The organism is Ensifer sp. YR511, assembly GCF_900103045.1.
In the GTDB taxonomy this organism is placed as follows: domain Bacteria; phylum Pseudomonadota; class Alphaproteobacteria; order Rhizobiales; family Rhizobiaceae; genus Ensifer; species Ensifer adhaerens.
The window spans coordinates 25,010-41,963 of the sequence record NZ_FNGR01000034.1; the positions used below are offsets into that span (position 1 = coordinate 25,010).

14 protein-coding genes and 1 pseudogene are annotated in these 16,954 nt (G+C 57.9%); 6 read left to right on the forward strand and 9 right to left on the reverse strand.

Annotated elements, in window-relative coordinates; genetic code table 11:
* Positions 1-60: 60 nt before the first annotated feature.
* The 3 genes and pseudogenes from BLU15_RS32480 to BLU15_RS40345 form a co-directional block, all read right to left on the reverse strand.
* Positions 61-1,173 (reverse strand): RelA/SpoT domain-containing protein, encoded by a 1,113-nt coding sequence (locus tag BLU15_RS32480; protein WP_090301042.1) that lies wholly within the window; start codon positions 1,171-1,173, stop codon positions 61-63.
* 234 nt (positions 1,174-1,407) lie between these two features.
* Positions 1,408-2,760 carry a metallophosphoesterase family protein gene (locus tag BLU15_RS32485; RefSeq protein WP_090301044.1) on the reverse strand — a complete coding sequence of 451 codons (1,353 nt, stop codon included), beginning with the start codon at positions 2,758-2,760 and terminating at the stop codon, positions 1,408-1,410.
* An 839-nt stretch (positions 2,761-3,599) separates the two neighbouring features.
* Positions 3,600-3,924 (reverse strand): annotated as a pseudogene (locus BLU15_RS40345) (transposase); the annotation flags it as partial.
* Here BLU15_RS40345 and BLU15_RS39705 point away from each other — a divergent pair.
* From BLU15_RS39705 to BLU15_RS32520, 6 genes are all read left to right on the forward strand, one after another.
* Positions 3,880-4,131, forward strand: coding sequence for an IS30 family transposase (locus BLU15_RS39705; protein WP_176960423.1), 252 nt, complete (start codon positions 3,880-3,882; stop codon positions 4,129-4,131). The pseudogene BLU15_RS40345 and the gene BLU15_RS39705 sit on opposite strands and share 45 nt — an antisense overlap.
* Positions 4,132-4,652: 521 nt before the next feature.
* On the forward strand, positions 4,653-5,189 hold the full coding sequence (locus BLU15_RS32500) for a hypothetical protein (RefSeq protein ID WP_143034309.1): 537 nt from the start codon (positions 4,653-4,655) through the stop codon (positions 5,187-5,189).
* Positions 5,190-5,200: 11 nt separating this feature from the next.
* Complete coding sequence (locus tag BLU15_RS32505; RefSeq protein WP_143034310.1) at positions 5,201-6,646, forward strand: hypothetical protein; 1,446 nt, start codon at positions 5,201-5,203, stop codon at positions 6,644-6,646.
* A gap of 46 nt (positions 6,647-6,692) precedes the next feature.
* Positions 6,693-7,583, forward strand: coding sequence for a hypothetical protein (locus BLU15_RS32510; RefSeq protein ID WP_090301052.1), 891 nt, complete (start codon positions 6,693-6,695; stop codon positions 7,581-7,583).
* Between the two features lie 15 nt (positions 7,584-7,598).
* Complete coding sequence (locus tag BLU15_RS32515) at positions 7,599-9,140, forward strand: D-Ala-D-Ala carboxypeptidase family metallohydrolase (RefSeq protein ID WP_090301054.1); 1,542 nt, start codon at positions 7,599-7,601, stop codon at positions 9,138-9,140.
* Between the two features lie 55 nt (positions 9,141-9,195).
* The gene (locus BLU15_RS32520; RefSeq protein ID WP_176960424.1) at positions 9,196-9,378 is read left to right on the forward strand and encodes a hypothetical protein; all 183 of its coding nucleotides are present in this window, start codon (positions 9,196-9,198) and stop codon (positions 9,376-9,378) included.
* A 400-nt stretch (positions 9,379-9,778) separates the two neighbouring features.
* Here the strand turns inward: BLU15_RS32520 and BLU15_RS32525 are convergent, their stop codons facing one another.
* The 6 genes from BLU15_RS32525 to BLU15_RS32550 form a co-directional block, all read right to left on the reverse strand.
* Entirely contained in the window at positions 9,779-11,065 is a 1,287-nt protein-coding gene (locus BLU15_RS32525) for an LLM class flavin-dependent oxidoreductase (protein ID WP_090301058.1), read from the reverse strand.
* A gap of 21 nt (positions 11,066-11,086) precedes the next feature.
* Positions 11,087-12,010, reverse strand: a complete 924-nt coding sequence (locus BLU15_RS32530; RefSeq protein WP_090301060.1) for an LLM class oxidoreductase — start codon at positions 12,008-12,010, stop codon at positions 11,087-11,089.
* Between the two features lie 11 nt (positions 12,011-12,021).
* Positions 12,022-13,272 (reverse strand): acyl-CoA dehydrogenase family protein, encoded by a 1,251-nt coding sequence (locus BLU15_RS32535; RefSeq protein ID WP_090301062.1) that lies wholly within the window; start codon positions 13,270-13,272, stop codon positions 12,022-12,024.
* A gap of 126 nt (positions 13,273-13,398) precedes the next feature.
* The gene (locus tag BLU15_RS32540) at positions 13,399-14,391 is read right to left on the reverse strand and encodes an ABC transporter permease (protein ID WP_090301064.1); all 993 of its coding nucleotides are present in this window, start codon (positions 14,389-14,391) and stop codon (positions 13,399-13,401) included.
* 4 nt (positions 14,392-14,395) lie between these two features.
* Positions 14,396-15,346, reverse strand: a complete 951-nt coding sequence (locus tag BLU15_RS32545; protein ID WP_090301068.1) for an ABC transporter permease — start codon at positions 15,344-15,346, stop codon at positions 14,396-14,398.
* A complete protein-coding gene (locus tag BLU15_RS32550; protein ID WP_090301071.1) occupies positions 15,339-16,949 on the reverse strand; it encodes a dipeptide ABC transporter ATP-binding protein in 1,611 nt (536 codons plus the stop codon). Before BLU15_RS32550 ends, BLU15_RS32545 begins: the two co-directional genes overlap by 8 nt.
* Between the last annotated feature and the right edge of the window lie 5 nt (positions 16,950-16,954).

The following is a 16,954-nucleotide window of genomic DNA, read 5'->3' on the forward strand; positions in this document are numbered from 1 at the left end:
CCGGTTGATTTCTCACTGGAATCTTGCGGCAGCAACCCGCTGATCGACCGAAGTGGTCGGTTATTGGCGAGAACTCAAAAAAGTCTCCCACCTTTGAGCGAAAGCGAGTTGTCGGGGTCTGGGCCCCATCCCAGTACGAGGGAAGGTTGCTAGTTTCGCCGAATGCCGAGAAATCAGGGCAAGTAGAAACAGGTCGCAGCTATTGATGTTCGGCATCGGCTTTTCATGCCCGTTCTTGTGCAGGAACTTTTTGAACAGCGGCCATTCTGTCTTCCTCGTTTCGTATAAGACCGAAGGCGTTATCGCGGCCATGATGTCATTGGGATGAAATAAGCCTAGATACCGAAGGGCTAAGAACAAAGGTTCGATATGCTTTCGGTAGTCGATTGGCTGACTATGGGAAAACAACTTTGCTCCATAGTGCTCTTCCAAAAAGGATGAAAGTGCCTCCGCACTAACAATCTCTTTGCTCGCGTTCACCGACTTCTTTTGAAGCTCCATTTCCCGGCGGGCGTTCGCGTTCATCAGGTTCACGATGATGTTGTCCCCGGTCTTCGTAAGCAGGCCCAGTGACTCCAGTGCAGACGCCTCGTCGACAGAAAGCTGCGCCTTGTCGCCCTTGTAAACAATATCGTGTTCGATCTCATTCCACACATGCGCCAACATGCTGGTTATCTGCAACTCGCAATGATCGTCGCCGAGGTTCTCGCTGGTGCCAGTCAGGTCTGATTGCCTTAGGCAAATCTGCATGTGGCTCGCGCGGTAGTAATTCGCGTCGTCAGACTTCACGCGAAGGCTTTGCTCCTTGATTTCATATTCGAAGTCTTCCCTCCCACTACGGTGGGCGAAGATTTCTCGAACGATGCTGGCAACGCGATCTCTGTCCTGCTCGACGTACGTCATTACCCTAACAGCAGCGAGGTCGCCGACATGTTTGAAAACGTCACGGGGATCCGAGAACAGCTTGGCCTTCTCAGGCTCTTCTACCCACTTCAGCAGCTTGGAGCGGAGGCTCTCTCGTCCTTTGACACGGCCCGATACACGAGCCATGATCTTCCGTTCCTTTAGCTCCGCCTCGAGCTTCTCGACAATGCGAAGGACCAGTTTCAACAGCCTATCAAAAGAGCGATGGTATTCGGCAGTGCATTCTTCTGCCAATTCGTAGGTGAGCATCGTCGCGTTTCCATTCTGTTTGCGCGGCGAAAGTACTACCAACGTAGGATTAAGTGCCTGTTACCAAATTCGCGGAGAACGGGCATCGCGACAGGACGCTGGCGCTACCGTAACCCTTCCATGGTCAACGGTGATCAAGCCAGTGCAGCCTATGTAGAATAGACGGAGAAGTTAACCGCGGCGCAAGTTTCCCTGTGAACCTAGTGCGTCCATTTTCCCCGCGAGCAAGTGAGATTAACCGCTGGCATCGTCTATCAACTCGTTGGTCGGCGACTGTTTCCTTTTGCTTCGGCGACGGCCTCGCGTCGACCTTCCTGTGGCTTGACTGGGGATGTGCCGCTCCCTCGGGCCCGAGTTGCCCACAACCTCCCCTCGCTTCAACTTTTCTATCATCGAGCAAATGCAAGTTGCTCCCTCAGTCCGAAGCGCCTCGTCCAGGGCCGTGCGATCGTTTCTTGTGGAGCGCTGGGCTGGAAGTACTCCGAACATATTGAGCAGGGAAGTACGCTGCGGTGCTTTGAGTTTCCGGAAAAAATCGTAGAGGATGGGCGCGATCTCGTCGCCAATGAGATTCGTTTCCGACTTGTGCCCCCTCAAGGAGTACTCCTGCGGCGACGGTCTTGCCGGGAGTTCAAACCTCTTCAGTTCTTTGGCCGAGACAAACTTTTTCTCGGTGTCCGACCAGCGCCGCGTATGGATCGTGACGGAGAGCACTTCTTCCGCACCTTCACTGGCAAATTCTATAATATTGTAACTGTAACCGAACTTGGCTTTTTTCAGGGGGGTGCCCTTGCTCATCGGCGGGATGACAGCTCCGGCATCGATGGTCAGAACCTGCTTGTCCATCCCGCACCGGTTGGAATGTTCGTGACCGCTGATAAGCACGTTGGCGCGATTCTGGATGTACTTCATGGCCTCTTCGCCATCCTTGATCCAGTCCAATGGATGATGGATCATCACCGCGAGGAATTCTCCGCGTCGCGGCGGCGAGATAACGGTCTGGTTTGGCCCCAATAACAGCTCGCCTTTTTCGTTCGTCTGTCGGCACAAGATGGCGCTGTTCAGTCCTAGAATCTTTAGGGTTCTTCCGGGTCCGACGGGCACGCGCCAGACCCCGACAGGGCCACCAGCCTCGTCCACGGAGCAGTCATACGCCTCCGCAAACTCGCTGTATGCGCCGAACCGGCAAAAAAGAAGCTTCCTATCGATCTCGTGCAACAGGAAGTCATTCAATTCGCCTTGAGACGTCGCAAGATGATCCAGGATCAGGTCCACGCCTTTTGAGGCCATATCACGATCGATGTCGTGATTGCCGGGAATGATTTGCACGGCATGCGGCTTGCAACCGGCCGCCGCCGTCAAGCGGTCCAGCCAATCGCCTGCTTCCTCGTATTCTTGACGTTTGCCCTTATAGGCCAGATCCCCGGCGAGCAGGACCCCGGTCGCCGAGCCGGCTGGGAAATCGTGGAAGAAGCCTCCAACGTCCTCAATCAGGCGCTCCTTTATGTCTTTGTGTCTGTACAGGCTGCTTTTGCCAACGTCCTGGCCGAAATGGATATCTGATAGATGGACAAAGGTCGCTGACATGTGGTCACCATTCGGTTCGCCATAGCCTTGGAGGGCTCGGTAGTCTCTGTGACGAAGCCAATTAAGGCAAGTTGCACAACCTGACCGGAGCCAACATTTTTCATCCCTTTTTTATAAAATTTGTTCTCACAGTCTCTTGAACAATTGCTTTAGGCTCAAAAGTGCTGTTTTCGCAATTGGGATTCCTGGCGCCTCGCAATAACTACTTACTCGCGTCTTTGTCGCCTTGACTGCCGAAAAACAGTCAGACGGACTCCGATGAAGAAGGAACGTGATGCTGGTGAGAAACTTTTTCCTAATGTTTTCACGGTCCTTTGCCGGAAAACCTGAGGCATATATGCGTTTTGCTGTCGGCGACGTACACGGGCGCGCCGATCTCCTCGAAACGATGCTGACAGTGATAGCTTACCTCGCGGCGCGGCAGCGGGCATCGTACCGGGTCGTGTTCTTGGGTGATGATCGGACCGTGGCCCCATGAGTCGCGAGGCGGTCGAGCTAGTTTCGGCGACGTTACGGGGGGGCTGGTCCAGTCTCATCCTTGGCAACGACGACTGGTTTCCTATCCGAATCCTGGACGAACTAATCGGTGATTAAAAGGAAATGGCGCTGCGGGAACAGGGTTTGTCTCCGCGGTCGGGACAAGACCGCCGCATGATGGTCTTCGCAGGCAAAGGTCTTCCTATGTTTTGCGGGCAGTCTTCGGGGGCTGCGGCCAGCTGCACGGAATGACCTGGACCTACGTCCACGACAGGGACACCTCGTCGCGTCAGAAGATGACGCGCTGAGAGTGATTGTCTGTCAGGCCTTCATTATGCGCTGGCGCTGGCCGATGGGTACCGACCTGTGCCCTTGGGCACGATAAGGCCGAACGTCTTCATGACACCGCGGATCTGATTGCCAAGTTGGGTTGAGAGGTTCAGGAGCTGATACGGGCCGCCACCAACGCGCGGGTCAGCATAGAGTCAGCCGACTTGACGCGAACCGATTTGAAGAAGCCGGCTGCTCGGCGAGCTGAGCCAAGCCACCCGCATCATTGGCATCAGTCTTGTTGAGTGTCTCGTTCAACACCTTTTGCGCGTGCCGCGAGCAGATCGCCGGAACTCCCTCGGCTGTTAGCGCATGAAAGAACCACGTCGCCAGTGGGCCCATTTCGAAGACGACGCGTGCGACCCCAGCGCACCGTGGCAGAAAGGTGCCGTGGAAAACACCAACGCGTTTCCGCCGTTTATGCCAGGCAATACCGGCCTCGCGGCCATACCGCAGCACGCGCTCAATCGACTGGCACGCGACCTCAACAACCAGCCGCGAAAGTGCCTCTGCTACAAAATCCCGTCAGAGTTCTTTGCCTCACATTTGCAGGAAGCCGAGTGATCCCGTACCCTTCAAAACCGGCATTATGCACTTCAATTAGGTTCTCCAGAACGAGAGCTTTCGCGCAACGTCGGAACCCCCAGAGAAGGCCCGTCATATGCCTGATCGCAACTCAAGATCGGGCCACGCTCGCTGCGTCGGGACTTGGATCCGTCGACGTGGGTAACATGGCCCCGGCTTTTAAGCATCAGAGCTTCCACCCTCTCCTATCACTGCTCCGGGCGTTCGACCTTGGTGGCTCATCATCTCGGCCGTCGGACTGCGCTCCTGGTACAAGCGATGGAAATTTAGAGGCGCTTAAATTTGTGATTGCATTTATAAGATTCGCCGATAGTATTATTTTAGGGGCAATAGTCGGAATAGAAGTTTTGATGTAACTCTGGGCCCGTTTTCGAGAATGGGTTTTGTTTGTATTGCATTCGCGTGAATTTCTTGCGCGAGAATAAACTGCATTGACTGATTTATTATGGGGGAGGCGCATAGCCAGCGCTTCGTTGGGGATGCTTAGTAGAAATATCACTATGCGGCTTGTTCTTGGCGCATCGCTATTGTCGCAATTATTGCTCGGACACTCCGTTGTTTTTGCCGAAGAGTGCGCCCCAAACGCAGTTAGTCGCGTTGCCAAGGGCAACGCACTCGCTGTTACCGAGGTTGCGATAAACAAGGAGTTTACGGCGTGTCCGGCAACCGACATTGGTCGATTGTTCAGTTTTGCTGCCGGCGAGCGGGTCTACTTCTGGTTTCGCATAGAGGGGACCGCGCAGTTTGCGCAAACAGCCCATGGGCGGAATGACTTTGGAGTTCGCCTCCACCAGGTTGGCGGATCAGCCGAGAATACCCGACGACTGCGGCTGCGCCGAAGCAGAATTGATCTGACGAGCATACGTCAGGAGGCCGCCCTTCCCGGAAACAGCGGCTACTTTGACTGGCGGCTGTTTGCCGATGCAGGGGCTTTTTCCGTGCCTGGAACTTACCTGCTTGAGCTCACCTATGGCGGCAAGAAAATTTGCTTTCGGCAGGGTGCCTGTGCGCTTTCCTTCTCTGTCAAACGTCGATGAGCGATCTAAACATGAACGAGAACAATCCACATCCGAAGAACGATCTCGCAAATCCGGCCGCGGCGGAGCCTCAGCCGGATCATGCGCAAAATCCCGCTGCCGAGGAACCTTCGCAGCAAGGAAAAAGCGCCGCCGACGCGCAGAACGCGCCGAAAGATGTTTTGTCCGATCCAGCGCCAGGCAACGCGTCAAAGGTCGATCCCGTAGCCGATGCAGCGCCGCTCGAGCCAGCGGTGACGCCTCCGCCCCCGATAAACCCGGAACTCAAGAGGGCAGCCGACGACGTACGAATTCTATACTCTTACCTCGCACGCGAAGCCAAGCTGTCGGAGGATGAGCTTACTGAGCCTGTAGAAACATATGCGGAACTACCCGATCGTATTCTCGATCAGAAGAGACATCCCACCTACACGGAGCGGGCGAAGTTGTGGACCGTGTTGTCCGAGCTCACCGCGCTCGCCAAACCGGCAACCCCGGACAGCATTAGGAATAGCTATTACGGACAAGTCATCGATGGAGTGAAGGAAGGACGCTCGTCCAACGACAAACTCATACGGCCAATATGGATAACTGGCGTCATCGGGTTCAGCTTCACTTTGCTGCTCGGCCTCTATGTGTCTTTCACAGAGCGGATCGTCACCGACACCACCGCGCGGATCGGTGAACTCACCGATATTTTGACGAACAACTACCGTGGGACGCGGCTTGAACGCGTCGCCTCACAAGCGGTCCGTGTTACGCCAGCCCCGGACCCCACTCCTCAAGGGGCGGAGGCCGTCACCAGGCAGGCGGACCAGCCGGCGGACATCGCCGCGGATGAGCCGTCTTCACCGATGTCGTTGTCTGTCCTTGAGGACCTCAAACTCGCGGCAGTGAGCGCCATCGATCGCGAGATCACGCACAGTTTCCAGGTCCTGGAGTATACGACGTTCGGGTTGGGCCGCGATAGCCGCAGGCAAGTCGGCGATTTAGAAAGCAGTATTTCTAAGCCGAAAAACGAGACCGGCGATCCAGTCCTGGCGTCATCGGTGGCGCTAACAGAGACCCTGGTAGGGGCTACCGGCGAATATAGTGTTTTCGGGCTCATGCCGCTCAATTGGCAGCGCTACATCAACCACACGATATCAGCCTATATCCTGCCCGCGATCGCGTCCTTGTTGGGGGCTGTGGTCTCTATTTTGCGTGACGCTCAACGACGTATGGAAAGCGTCTCGCTTTCTCCGAGAAGAGCTGAGACCTATTGGCCATCGATCATTCTTGCCGTGATCGCGGGAGCCGTCATTGGTTGGCTTTCGGGTCAGGATACCTCCGGCGTCTTTGCAAAAATATCGCCGGCAGCCGCCTCATTCGTCATCGGTTACTCGACGGAGATTCTGTTCCGGATCCTCGATTCGATCAAGCAAGCTCTGGGGGTCCCCGACCAATTGAATGTACCGGAACGGGGAGCCGGGAAATGAGCATGAGTCTAATCGCCTTGGGCTTTTCGCTCGCGCGAGACGTCTCATGAGAGGTCTTGCCTGGGTGCTGCATAGCGGATGCAGCGTGATCCTTATGGTTTTTCTGCTCGCATCCTGTGCGGGCAGGATACCAATCGATGACATTAAGGGCATGCAAGTCGCGGTCATGGAGGCCCAGAAGGCCGGTGACCTGATCTATGACGAATTGTCCGCAGCATATAGCAGCAAAGGCCCACAAAGCTGCCACGTAAAGACGGCGCGCGCGCCGATGTGTTTCGATCCCACTTTCATTACGGAAAACGGGTCAGGGCCGCCTGAGTCGCCACATGTGACGGTTCGGCGCATCATGCTCAGGCTCGTGCTCGAGTATTCGCTGGTTTTGACCGAGCTTAGCGAAGGTAAAGAAGCCGATCAACTGCGCAAGACGATCGTTGAGATGGGCGGGCTTGCGCTCGAAATTGCGACGGTCCCAGGATCACGCCCCGACAAACTTGCCGTTGCGGCCCTCTCTGGCCCCTTTCTCGGGGCAGTCGCCGATATGGCCGCCCAACTGCGACGTGTTCAATCGGCCGAGGAGGTAAGACGATCCCTGATCGCCATGGAAACAACGATCGCCACGATGATCGACGTCCTCATTGCCGATACGGCTGACGTGTACACCCTCTATTATCATGCAACGCAGCGCGAGGCGTTGGAAAGTTCCGTTTTCAGCCGTGACCTCTTGGACCAAAGGCACGCCGCGTTTCACAGTGCCCTTTCAAGCTACGTCCGGTTCTTGAAAAAGACGAAAGTCCTGCATGCACGACTTGTACGCACAGCGAAGTCGAGAACGACGCGGCCTGAGGATCTGACCGCATTCGTGCGCGAGGCTTCTCAAATGCAGGCAAAGGCTGACGCCTTATGGTCGGCGACGCGTGAGCTCAAGAGTGTCAGATAACAGAGAGGGCCGTTCATGCTGAGCCAAGTTAGCATTCTTGCAAATCAACTGTTCGAGGAATACGCGGCCGCAGAGAGCGCCAAGGACAGGGAGCTGTTGAAGCCGCTTGCCCTCGCAGCGGTCAAACAGGCAGAGGAGCTTGCCGACGCTGATTTCAGGAAGCGCACGCTTCAAATGCTCGATCTTTCCAGCAAGCTTTCGCTGGCAATCGAACAGATCGGGTCAGACACTGCCCGGGCAAGATTGTCTCTTCTTGCTCCGCGTTTGGGCGAGGTCACTCGTCTGGTGCATGATCAGGAGGGGATGAGAACGACGTGGAGTTCGAAGGAGGAACTGGAAAGGTCCGTCGACGACGAGAAGGTCGTTCCTCCATCCGGAATCATGATGCCGGTTCCCCCCGCTCCTGCCCCTAAACAGCAGCCGGCCTTCAGCCCCCCCGCCGTCTCGAACAGCTACGCCGACCTGGCGGATGAATACGTCGCGCTCTTCAGGTCTGCTGAATATACCGACCAATCGGCTGAACGCTCCGCCAGAAAGATTGCCGCGATCGCCGTTGGCAACCAGCGACGCTATCAGACCGTCGGGGACCCCATTCAGGTGCCATGGTGGTTCATCGCCGGCATCCATCTCCTTGAATCGTCGTTTAATTTTACGACACACCTTCACAATGGCGATCCGCTCTCCGATCGAACTTTCCGTGTCCCGGCAAAACACCCGAAGACGGGTGCCCCGCCGTTCACATGGGCACAGAGTGCGGAGGATGCACTCCGTCTGAAAAAATATCACGGTCTTTTGGACTGGTCTCTCGCTCGAGCGCTTTATCGGTGGGAGGCGTGGAACGGATTCGGCTATCGACCCCATCGCGTCGCCACGCCGTACTTGTGGGCGATGACGACCAACTACGTCAAAGGCAAGTTTGTAGGTGACGGGGTATTCTTACCGAACCAGCCGTCAAAACAATGCGGCGCCGCGACGTTTTTAAAGGCGCTGTCAGATCTCGGTGCGGTGCAGCTCCAGATGGAGCTGTCGGAAGAAGGCGAGGCCGATGTTATTGAATCGGGAGCGGCGGATGCGGAAGAGTCGGTGAAAAAGCAGAAGCCGAATATCGACGGAAGTGTATCGCCCAACATCGACTTCAAGGCTTTCTTCGAAGCCAACCTTCCCGACGTCAAGCACTTTCAGTGGCACGAGTTCCTGATCAAAGGGGGGACGAACAGCAAGAGCAACCTGAACACGGATCCGCCACGACATCTCTGGCCAAACGTGTTGCGGTTGGCGCGTGTACTCGATCGGCTGCGTGAAGAAATGGGGCGCTCAGTGATCCTGACCAGCGTCTATCGGAGCCCCGAATACAATGCGACATTGCCGGGGGCCAAGATGAACAGCCAGCACCAACTGTTCAGAGCCGCGGACTTCAAGATTGTGGGGCCGGGCAATCCGGCAAGCTGGGCTGCCGTCTTGTACCGCTATCGCAACGAAAAGATGTTCGAGGGGGGTATCGGTGTGTACGACAGCTTTGTTCATCTGGATACCCGCGGATACAACGCCGACTGGTAGAAATCGCAAGCTGCCCTTCGCTGCCCTTTGAGCGCAGGGCGCCGGAGTAAACATGATGTCTGACGTAGCTTTCCCGTCCGATCCGCCGAGCGAGGCCGATACGGCAGCGCCGAACAGGATCGCCCTGTTCGCCTTTGACGAAGTGCGCCGCTTGGAAATCGTTGCAATCAATCGGCGGCGCGAGAGACGCGATCGCCCGCCGGTCGGTGTGCCGATAAGTGCCGATAAGATTGATTAATGAAACACGAGAAAGAGCGCGCGAATTTTTCTTCAGGCACGTCCGAGAGCTTTGAGCCCCTGTCGCCTGAAGCAATTTCCCGAATTACCAGTTCGCCCGTTTTTCCTTGGGCTTCGGCAATATACTCCTTTGGGTCACTCTGATTTGCTCTGCCCTTGAACTTGTCCGGTTTTCGATGCGTGGGCTGCGAGATTGGGCCTAGTCAGACGCTCAGTTTATCGACGTAAGCGATTTGACTGGTTCGATCATTCGACAGCTTCTGGGGAAAATACACGCGGCATTGACAGCTCGGTCGCTTCGGTCACCGCATCACCGCAAACCACAATTGTGACCTAGGCGTTTGCAGGATAAAGCGCTGAAAATCAGTATCCTATGCTGAAAAAGCTCGTGCAGATGGCGCTTATGATGGCGTCGGCGAGGCTGCCTGGAAGTGCTCGCGCAATGTCTCCGTCTCGTACTGATAACGGTAGAGGCCCCGCTTGCGCAGGATGGGCACGAGCTCATCGACGATTACATCAAGCCCGTCTATCAAGCGATCCGGCTGCAGATTGAAGCCGTCGATGGCTCCGGAATGGAACCAATCTTCAATGTGATCGGCGAGTTGCTCAGGCGTTCCGACAAATCCGGCATGGCCCGACCCGGTATACCGCGTCTGCTTAAGGTATTCGCGCACAGTGGGGTTGGTCTTGCGGATCTGGGCAATGATCGATTCACGAAAGCCGATACTGCCAAGGAAAGTCTGGCTGTCCCCGAGAGGACCGAGAACCTCCTCGGGAAACGGTTCATCTAGGTCGAGTTTCGAGGCGTCGAAACCGATCGCCTGTGACAGCCAGCCGATAGAGTATGACGGCGGGCCCGCGTCATGCATTTCATCGCTGCGGCGGCGCGCCTCTTCCTCGGTACTGCCCAGGCTGAGCAACAGGCCTGGCAGGATCTTGACCTCGTCAGGCGAGCGGCCATTGCTACGTGCGAGGTCTTTCACCAGTCGGTAGTGGTCGATTGCTTGATGCTTGGTCAGTTCAGCAGCGAAGACACCCTCGGCCACGCGCCCCGCCAGTGCACGCCCCTGCCGTGAACCGCCGGCCTGGAAGAGGATCGGACGGCCTTGCTTCGACGGCGGCACGCGCAAACGACCGTCAATATGGAAGAACTCCCCCCGGTGATGCACATCTTGACTGGTGACGGCCGATTCCCATAACGTCAGCACCACATCCACGAACTCGCTGGCGCGTTCATAGCGGTCGTCTCGTTGCGGGATATCGGGCATGCCAAAATTGCGCGCCGCGGAAACGCCGCGAGTGGTGACGACATTCCACGCCGCGCGACCACCTGTTTGGTGATCGAACGAGAGGAAGCGCTCGGCAAGTTCGAAGGGATCATTGAAGGTGGATGACGCCGTGGCCACCAGGCCCACCCTTGAGGTTGCGGCAGCGACGTGCCCCCAATTTACCGTCGGTTCAAGGCGGATCGGATTGGCGTCATAAGCTGGGTCGCCCAGCAGTGGACCATCAGCCAGGAAGATGGCGTCAAGAGTACCGCGCTCCGCAGTCTTGCCAAGGTTCGCCCAATAATCCGGGTCGACGAAGGCATCTTTTTTCAAAAGCGGCGTCTTCCATGCCGCTGGAAGGTAGCCCAGCACCAGCGCGTTGATTCCGAGGAGGACGTGGCCAGTTCGCTTGTTTGTCATGGGTAGTGTCTCCGTTGTTGTCTACAAAGAGACGTGCGGTTGCGGCAAAGGGAAAGCGGCCCGCATCGTGGACGGCAGCGGCGCTGGTGCAGGCAGATTGAGCGCGGCGCGCAGAGACCCACCGAGCGGGGTGGGAGCAAAGCCATTGGCAAGCCACCGTTCTGCGGCGTCGAGCAGGTCACCTACTGAGTGCTCAAGACCCGCGCGTAGCACGACACCTGCCAGTGCACCGGCCGGCGGCTCGCCACCCAGCGCGACGACAGGGACGGAGCCAGCGGCGCCGAGAACAAGTTCGATGGGGTCGCTGTCACCGGCCGGCGGGGCATCCGCCGTCGTCCCCGCATACCCAGCGATCACCGACGCACCAGTCGCCGGCTCCGGCACGTTCAGCGGCCCCGCGATGGAGAAGCTGTTGTCGATATCCACATGCACGATACGGTTCGACTCCACGAGGATACCGGTCTCGCGGTTGCCGATAATCGTGTCGTAAGGCCAACTCTGCTCAAGAGCGCGCACCGCATGGGCAGTGTCGTAAGCCGTCTGAGCATTGAGCGGTGCACCACCCCCGAGCCCGGCGCCCCCCCAGGCCGGAGCTTCCTCCGGACCTTCAGGCGCATAGGCATCTCGCACACCGATCAGCAGCCCGCTACGCCCACCCGACAGGTGTGCAAGCGAGGCGACGCGGCGGGCGATGTTGTAGGGGTGATCACGATGCGGCGACGCGGCAATGAGGAAGCGCCCATGCTTCGTGGCACTGGCCAGCGTCGCGCCGACTGCGCTACCCGCAAGGGTGACCGGCGCGGGCAGGCTTCCATCAACCCGGTCAATTCCCAGTACACTGAACTTGACGGGCAATGCGTCCCAGCGCGAGAGATGGGCGCACCTTGTGGTGAGTTCCACAAGGTGCGGTCCGGCAAGACCAAGCGCAAGATAGGGTCTCGTCATCGGGGATCTCCTCAGTTGCCTTGGCCGCCGCGGCCAAGCCGGGCAATGCTGGACACGGGCGAATTGTCGTTCACGAGATAATCACCGAGGATGCGAGCCTTGTAGGCGACCGGATTATGGGACGCGAGCGTGCGCGCGTTGCGCCAATGGCGATCGAGCGCCGTCTCCTCTGAGGTCGCAGATGCGCCCAGAGCGCCGAAGACATGCGTGGCTGCATAGAGGACACCGTCGACGATCGCGAGTTGCGCCTGCGCTACAGCCACTTCCCCATCGACGACGCGCTTGTCGCGCAATGCTACGTCGCCGTCCGCATGAGCGGCAGCGATGAGATCTAGGGTGCTGGCGGCGCGGCGCAGTGCCGCCTCTGTCGAGAAGGCCCGTACCGATACCTCACCAATCACCTGCAGCAGTTGCGGGTCGAGCGCCGGCACGGGGTTCAGACCCTGCGGATAGTTACGACCGCGAGCCTTGAGTGCGATAATGCCATCGCGCAAGATCGCGCGCGTGATGCCGGTGAGAACCGCAAGCAATGCCGTTTGGTAGAAATGCCCCTGGTACACAACACGCTCGCTCGCAGGAAAGACATCCCCCTCGTGCGCGACCGCGTCCTGGTAGGTGGCACTACCGCTCGCGGTGGTGCTCTGGCCAAAGCCTGGCCAGTCGTCGGTCAGCACGACACCCGGCTGGTGACGGCTTACCAAGGTGGTGATCAGCGAGCCGTCTTCGCCCTTGCCTATCACGTCGAGCCAATCGGCATAGAGGCTGCCGGTGGCATAGAACTTCGCGCCGGTGACCTTGTAGAGGTCGCCTTCTCGGCTCACCGTCGTCTTGATATTGGCGTATGTGCCGTTGTTGGCCTCCGTCCAGCCACCCCCGACGAATTCACGGTCACGGAAGCGCTGGAACCAGCGGTCGTTGGCAGGTGACGGCCGCGCATTCAGACGGTCTTCGATGAAGGCCAGGTGATTGCGCCATACGTGAGCAACGTTTGCGTCAGCCTCCGCCAGCAAAGCCAGCAGATAGTAGGTCTGTTCAAGCGACGCGCCCCACCCCCCAAACGCCTCGGGTACACGAACCAGAGAGAAGTCGGCGTCTTTCAGCCATTGTACCTGCTCGAAAGGAAATGTTCGATTGCGCTCACGCTCGACATTGCCCTCGGCAATTCGGTCGAAAATCGGCTGAAAGCGCTCCACGAGGGCTTCCTCTTTCGCTGTAGCGGGCCGCAAGTAGGTCAGCGAAGTCGGGGCGTCCAGTGTGGTCATTTTGTTCTCCTGAATGCTGGAACGTCAACAATTGTGGGACAGATGTCTTCAGGGCTTGTTCGATCGCGGTCGCGAGGGATGCTTGGAGTTTGCTGCCCCTAAAGGGATGATCGGATTGTGAATTGGTCAGTTCCGGTTGGCTGGATCGCGCCACTGCGCGACAAGATCGACGGCAAGGGTTGTGATGATGAAGGCGGAGGCGGCAAAGATGGTCGTACCGATGACGACGGGGAAATCACCCTCCAGCGCGGCGGCGATCGCCATACGTCCGACCCCATCCAGCCCGAAGATCGTCTCGGTCACGATTGCGCCGCCCATAATCGCGGCGAGTTCCAGTCCGCCGAGTGTCAGTATGGGATTCAGTGTCGATTTCAGAGCATGGGAGAAGTAGATGCGACGTTCGGGAACGCCCTTGGCGCGTGCCGTGCGGATGAAATCATGCCCCAGCACATCGAGCATGCTGGCCCTGACGATACGCTGGAAAATCCCGATCTCGGCAATCGCGAGCGTGGCCCACGGAAGCGCCAGATGCCGCGCCCAGTTCAGCGGGTCGTCGCTGAACGGAACATAGCCGCTGCTCGGGAACCAGAATATGCCGTAGTTCGACAGTTGGAAGAACAAGAAATAGGAGATCAGGATGCCGCTGAGGAAGGTCGGAACCGAAAGACCGACATAGGCGAGAAAGGCGAGCACATGATCAATGAGCCTGCCTTGCCAGCGTGCTGCTACAACCCCGGAAATGATTGCGATCGTCATCCAGATCACCAAAGCGCCAAGTGCCAGAGAGAGGGTCACTGGCGCCTTTGCCAGAATAAGGTCTGTAACAGGCGCCTGCTTGCGAAATGAAAAGCCAAGAGCCGGCGGCCAGTGCATCAATCCCATCGGTGCGCCCTGGATATCCGGACCGCGGAACAGATAATACCACAGCTGCAAATACCAGGGTTCATCTAGGCGTAGCGCACGCGCAACGGCGTCGATCGACTCCTGCGTTGCATTGCGCGGAGCAAGCATCGCAGCCGGGTTGCGATAGGCGATCCGGGTGATGAAGAATGACAGGATGAGAACGATGACCAGCGTCGAGATCGATCGCAAGATAACGCTGAAAAACTGATTTGCCATGGTCTCAGGTCCGTGTGCGATTTGGGTCGAGCACGTTTCTCATGCCCGCGCTCAACGTATTAAAGCCCACAACAGTCAGGAACAGAGCGAGCCCGGGACCAGCCAGAAACCACGGCTGATCCTGATAGAGGGACGTTCGCTGCGCTTCGGCGATCATATTGCCCCAGCTCGGCATCGGTGCCTGGATGCCGACACCAAGAAAGGAAAGGGTCGCCTCAGCAACAATGTTTGCGGGCAGTTGCACAGCCCAATAGACGAAAACAGTCGGAAGGATATTCGGCAGGATATCAAACCATATGATCCGCGCCCACGACGCCCCAATCGTGCGCGAAGCCTCCACCATCGGACTTGAACGCAATTCCAGCACGAGACCTCGCGTGAGGCGTGCGAAATATGCCCAGGAAAACAGGGCGATGATGGTGATGACCACGACGAGGGGTGGAACGATCGGCTGGCCGGTTCCGCCGCGGTTGAGCGCCAGAAGGCTGAGTGCCGTCACCACGAAGGGAAAGGACAAAGCGACGTCGATACCTTGCGAAATGACACGATCCGTTCGGCCCGCAAAAAAACCGCTGATGAGGCCGATGGCCGTACCGATGATCATCGCGATCGTTGTCGCCGGTATGCCGACGATCAGTGAGACCTGCGCGCCATAGAGGGTTCTGACGAAAACATCGCGACCATTCCCATCGGCTCCGAGCGGGAACTCGAGCGTCGGGCCGATGGGCAACCCCATTTCATCCAGTGCAGTATCTTCAAACTGCTGCATGGGACCATGCCCCAGAAGATTGCTGACCAACGGCGCCGACAAGGCCGCCAGCAGCACAAAGCCGACAATGACAGCGCCACTGCGCACTGCGCGCTCGCGCCACAGACGCTTCAGAAGCAGGATGGTCGGTGATGGCGATTGAGCGGCAACCGCCGGTGTGACGGGGGAGGGAATGGTGTCAGCCATAGATGGCGTCCTCTAGCTCCGCATCGGCAGGAAGACGCTGGCGCCCTGGAATGGATGCAAGCAGCCGGCGGGTATAGGTGTGGACCGGGCGTTCGAAGACCTGCTGCGTCCGGCCAGCCTCGACGATCTGGCCCTTTTTCAGCACGATCACTCTGTCGCAAAGCTCGCCAACGACGCCGAGATCATGAGAGATGAATAGAAACGACACGCCGAGCTTGTCACGAAGGCGAGCGAGCAGCCTGATGATCCTTGCCTGGGTGGTGATGTCGAGGGCCGACACAGGCTCGTCGGCAACGATCAGCGAAGGACGCAGAGCGATCGCCCGCGCAATGGCAACACGCTGCCGTTGGCCCCCGGACAATTGCGAGGGCAGCCGATCCAGAATGTCGTGGGGCAGTTCGACATCGGTGACCAGCTGCTTCACGTTTTCGCGCAACTCCACCCTGTCGACCGTACCATGGATAAGGAAAGGATCAGAAAGGATTGCCTCGACCCGTCGCCTTGGATTGAGGCTGGCATAAGGATCCTGGAACACCACCTGGATGGATTTTCGCAAATCGCCCTGTAACACGTTGCCGCTGGCACCTGGTCGGGAATAATCTCTCCCCTTCAAGCTGATATGGCCCGCGTCGGGCCGGTCCAGACCGGCGATCAGGCGCCCTATGGTTGATTTCCCGGATCCGGACTCGCCGACGAGGCCGAGGATCTCACCTTCCCCAATCGTGAAGGAGACGTCATCGAGCACAGAGCGGGACGCGAAGGAACGCGCGACGGCATTCACATTGAGGAGTGGACGAGCTGCCTCCCACCCCTTACCTCTTGCATAAACCTTGGGGCCGCCGAGACGGGCCGCTCCTAACAGTTCCCGGGTGTAGTCCTGTCGTGGCCGGAGATAGATTTCGGTTGCAGGTGCTTTTTCTACGATGATCCCGTCACGCATGACGACCACATCGTCGGCAATGTCAGACACGACCGCGAGGTCGTGGCTCACGAAAATCAATGCCGTTCCATGCTCCTCCTGCAGACGTTTGAGGAGATCGAGGATTGCCGCCTGAACGGTTACGTCCAGAGCCGTCGTTGGTTCGTCTGCAATGATCAGGCCAGGATCAAGCGCGATGGCGATGGCAATCATCACGCGCTGGCGCATTCCGCCGGAAAGGTGACGCGGGTAATCCGAGAACCGCGCCTGCGGGTCGGCTATGCCGACATCATCGAGAAGTGCCAGCACGCGCTCGCGTTTTTCCCTGCGAGTTACTTTCTGATGGACCGAGATCGCCTCGCCGATCTGCTCACCGATCGTCTTCAGGGGATGGAGGTTGCTAAGCGGATCTTGAAAAACGAAGCCGATCTTCGCACCGCGTATCTTTCGCAATTCGCTGTCGGATAAGCCGAGGATTTCCTGGCCGCGATGAAGAACGCTTCCCCCCACCGCGGCGGAACCAGGCAAAAGCCCGGTTGCACCGAGGAGGCTGGCGCTCTTTCCTGATCCGGATTCTCCCACAATGGCAAGTGTCTTGCCGGCTTCAACGTCAAAGGAGACGCCCCTCACCGCCTGGACATTGCCAAAGCGAACGCGCAGATCATCTACTGAGAAGACGGACATTCCGC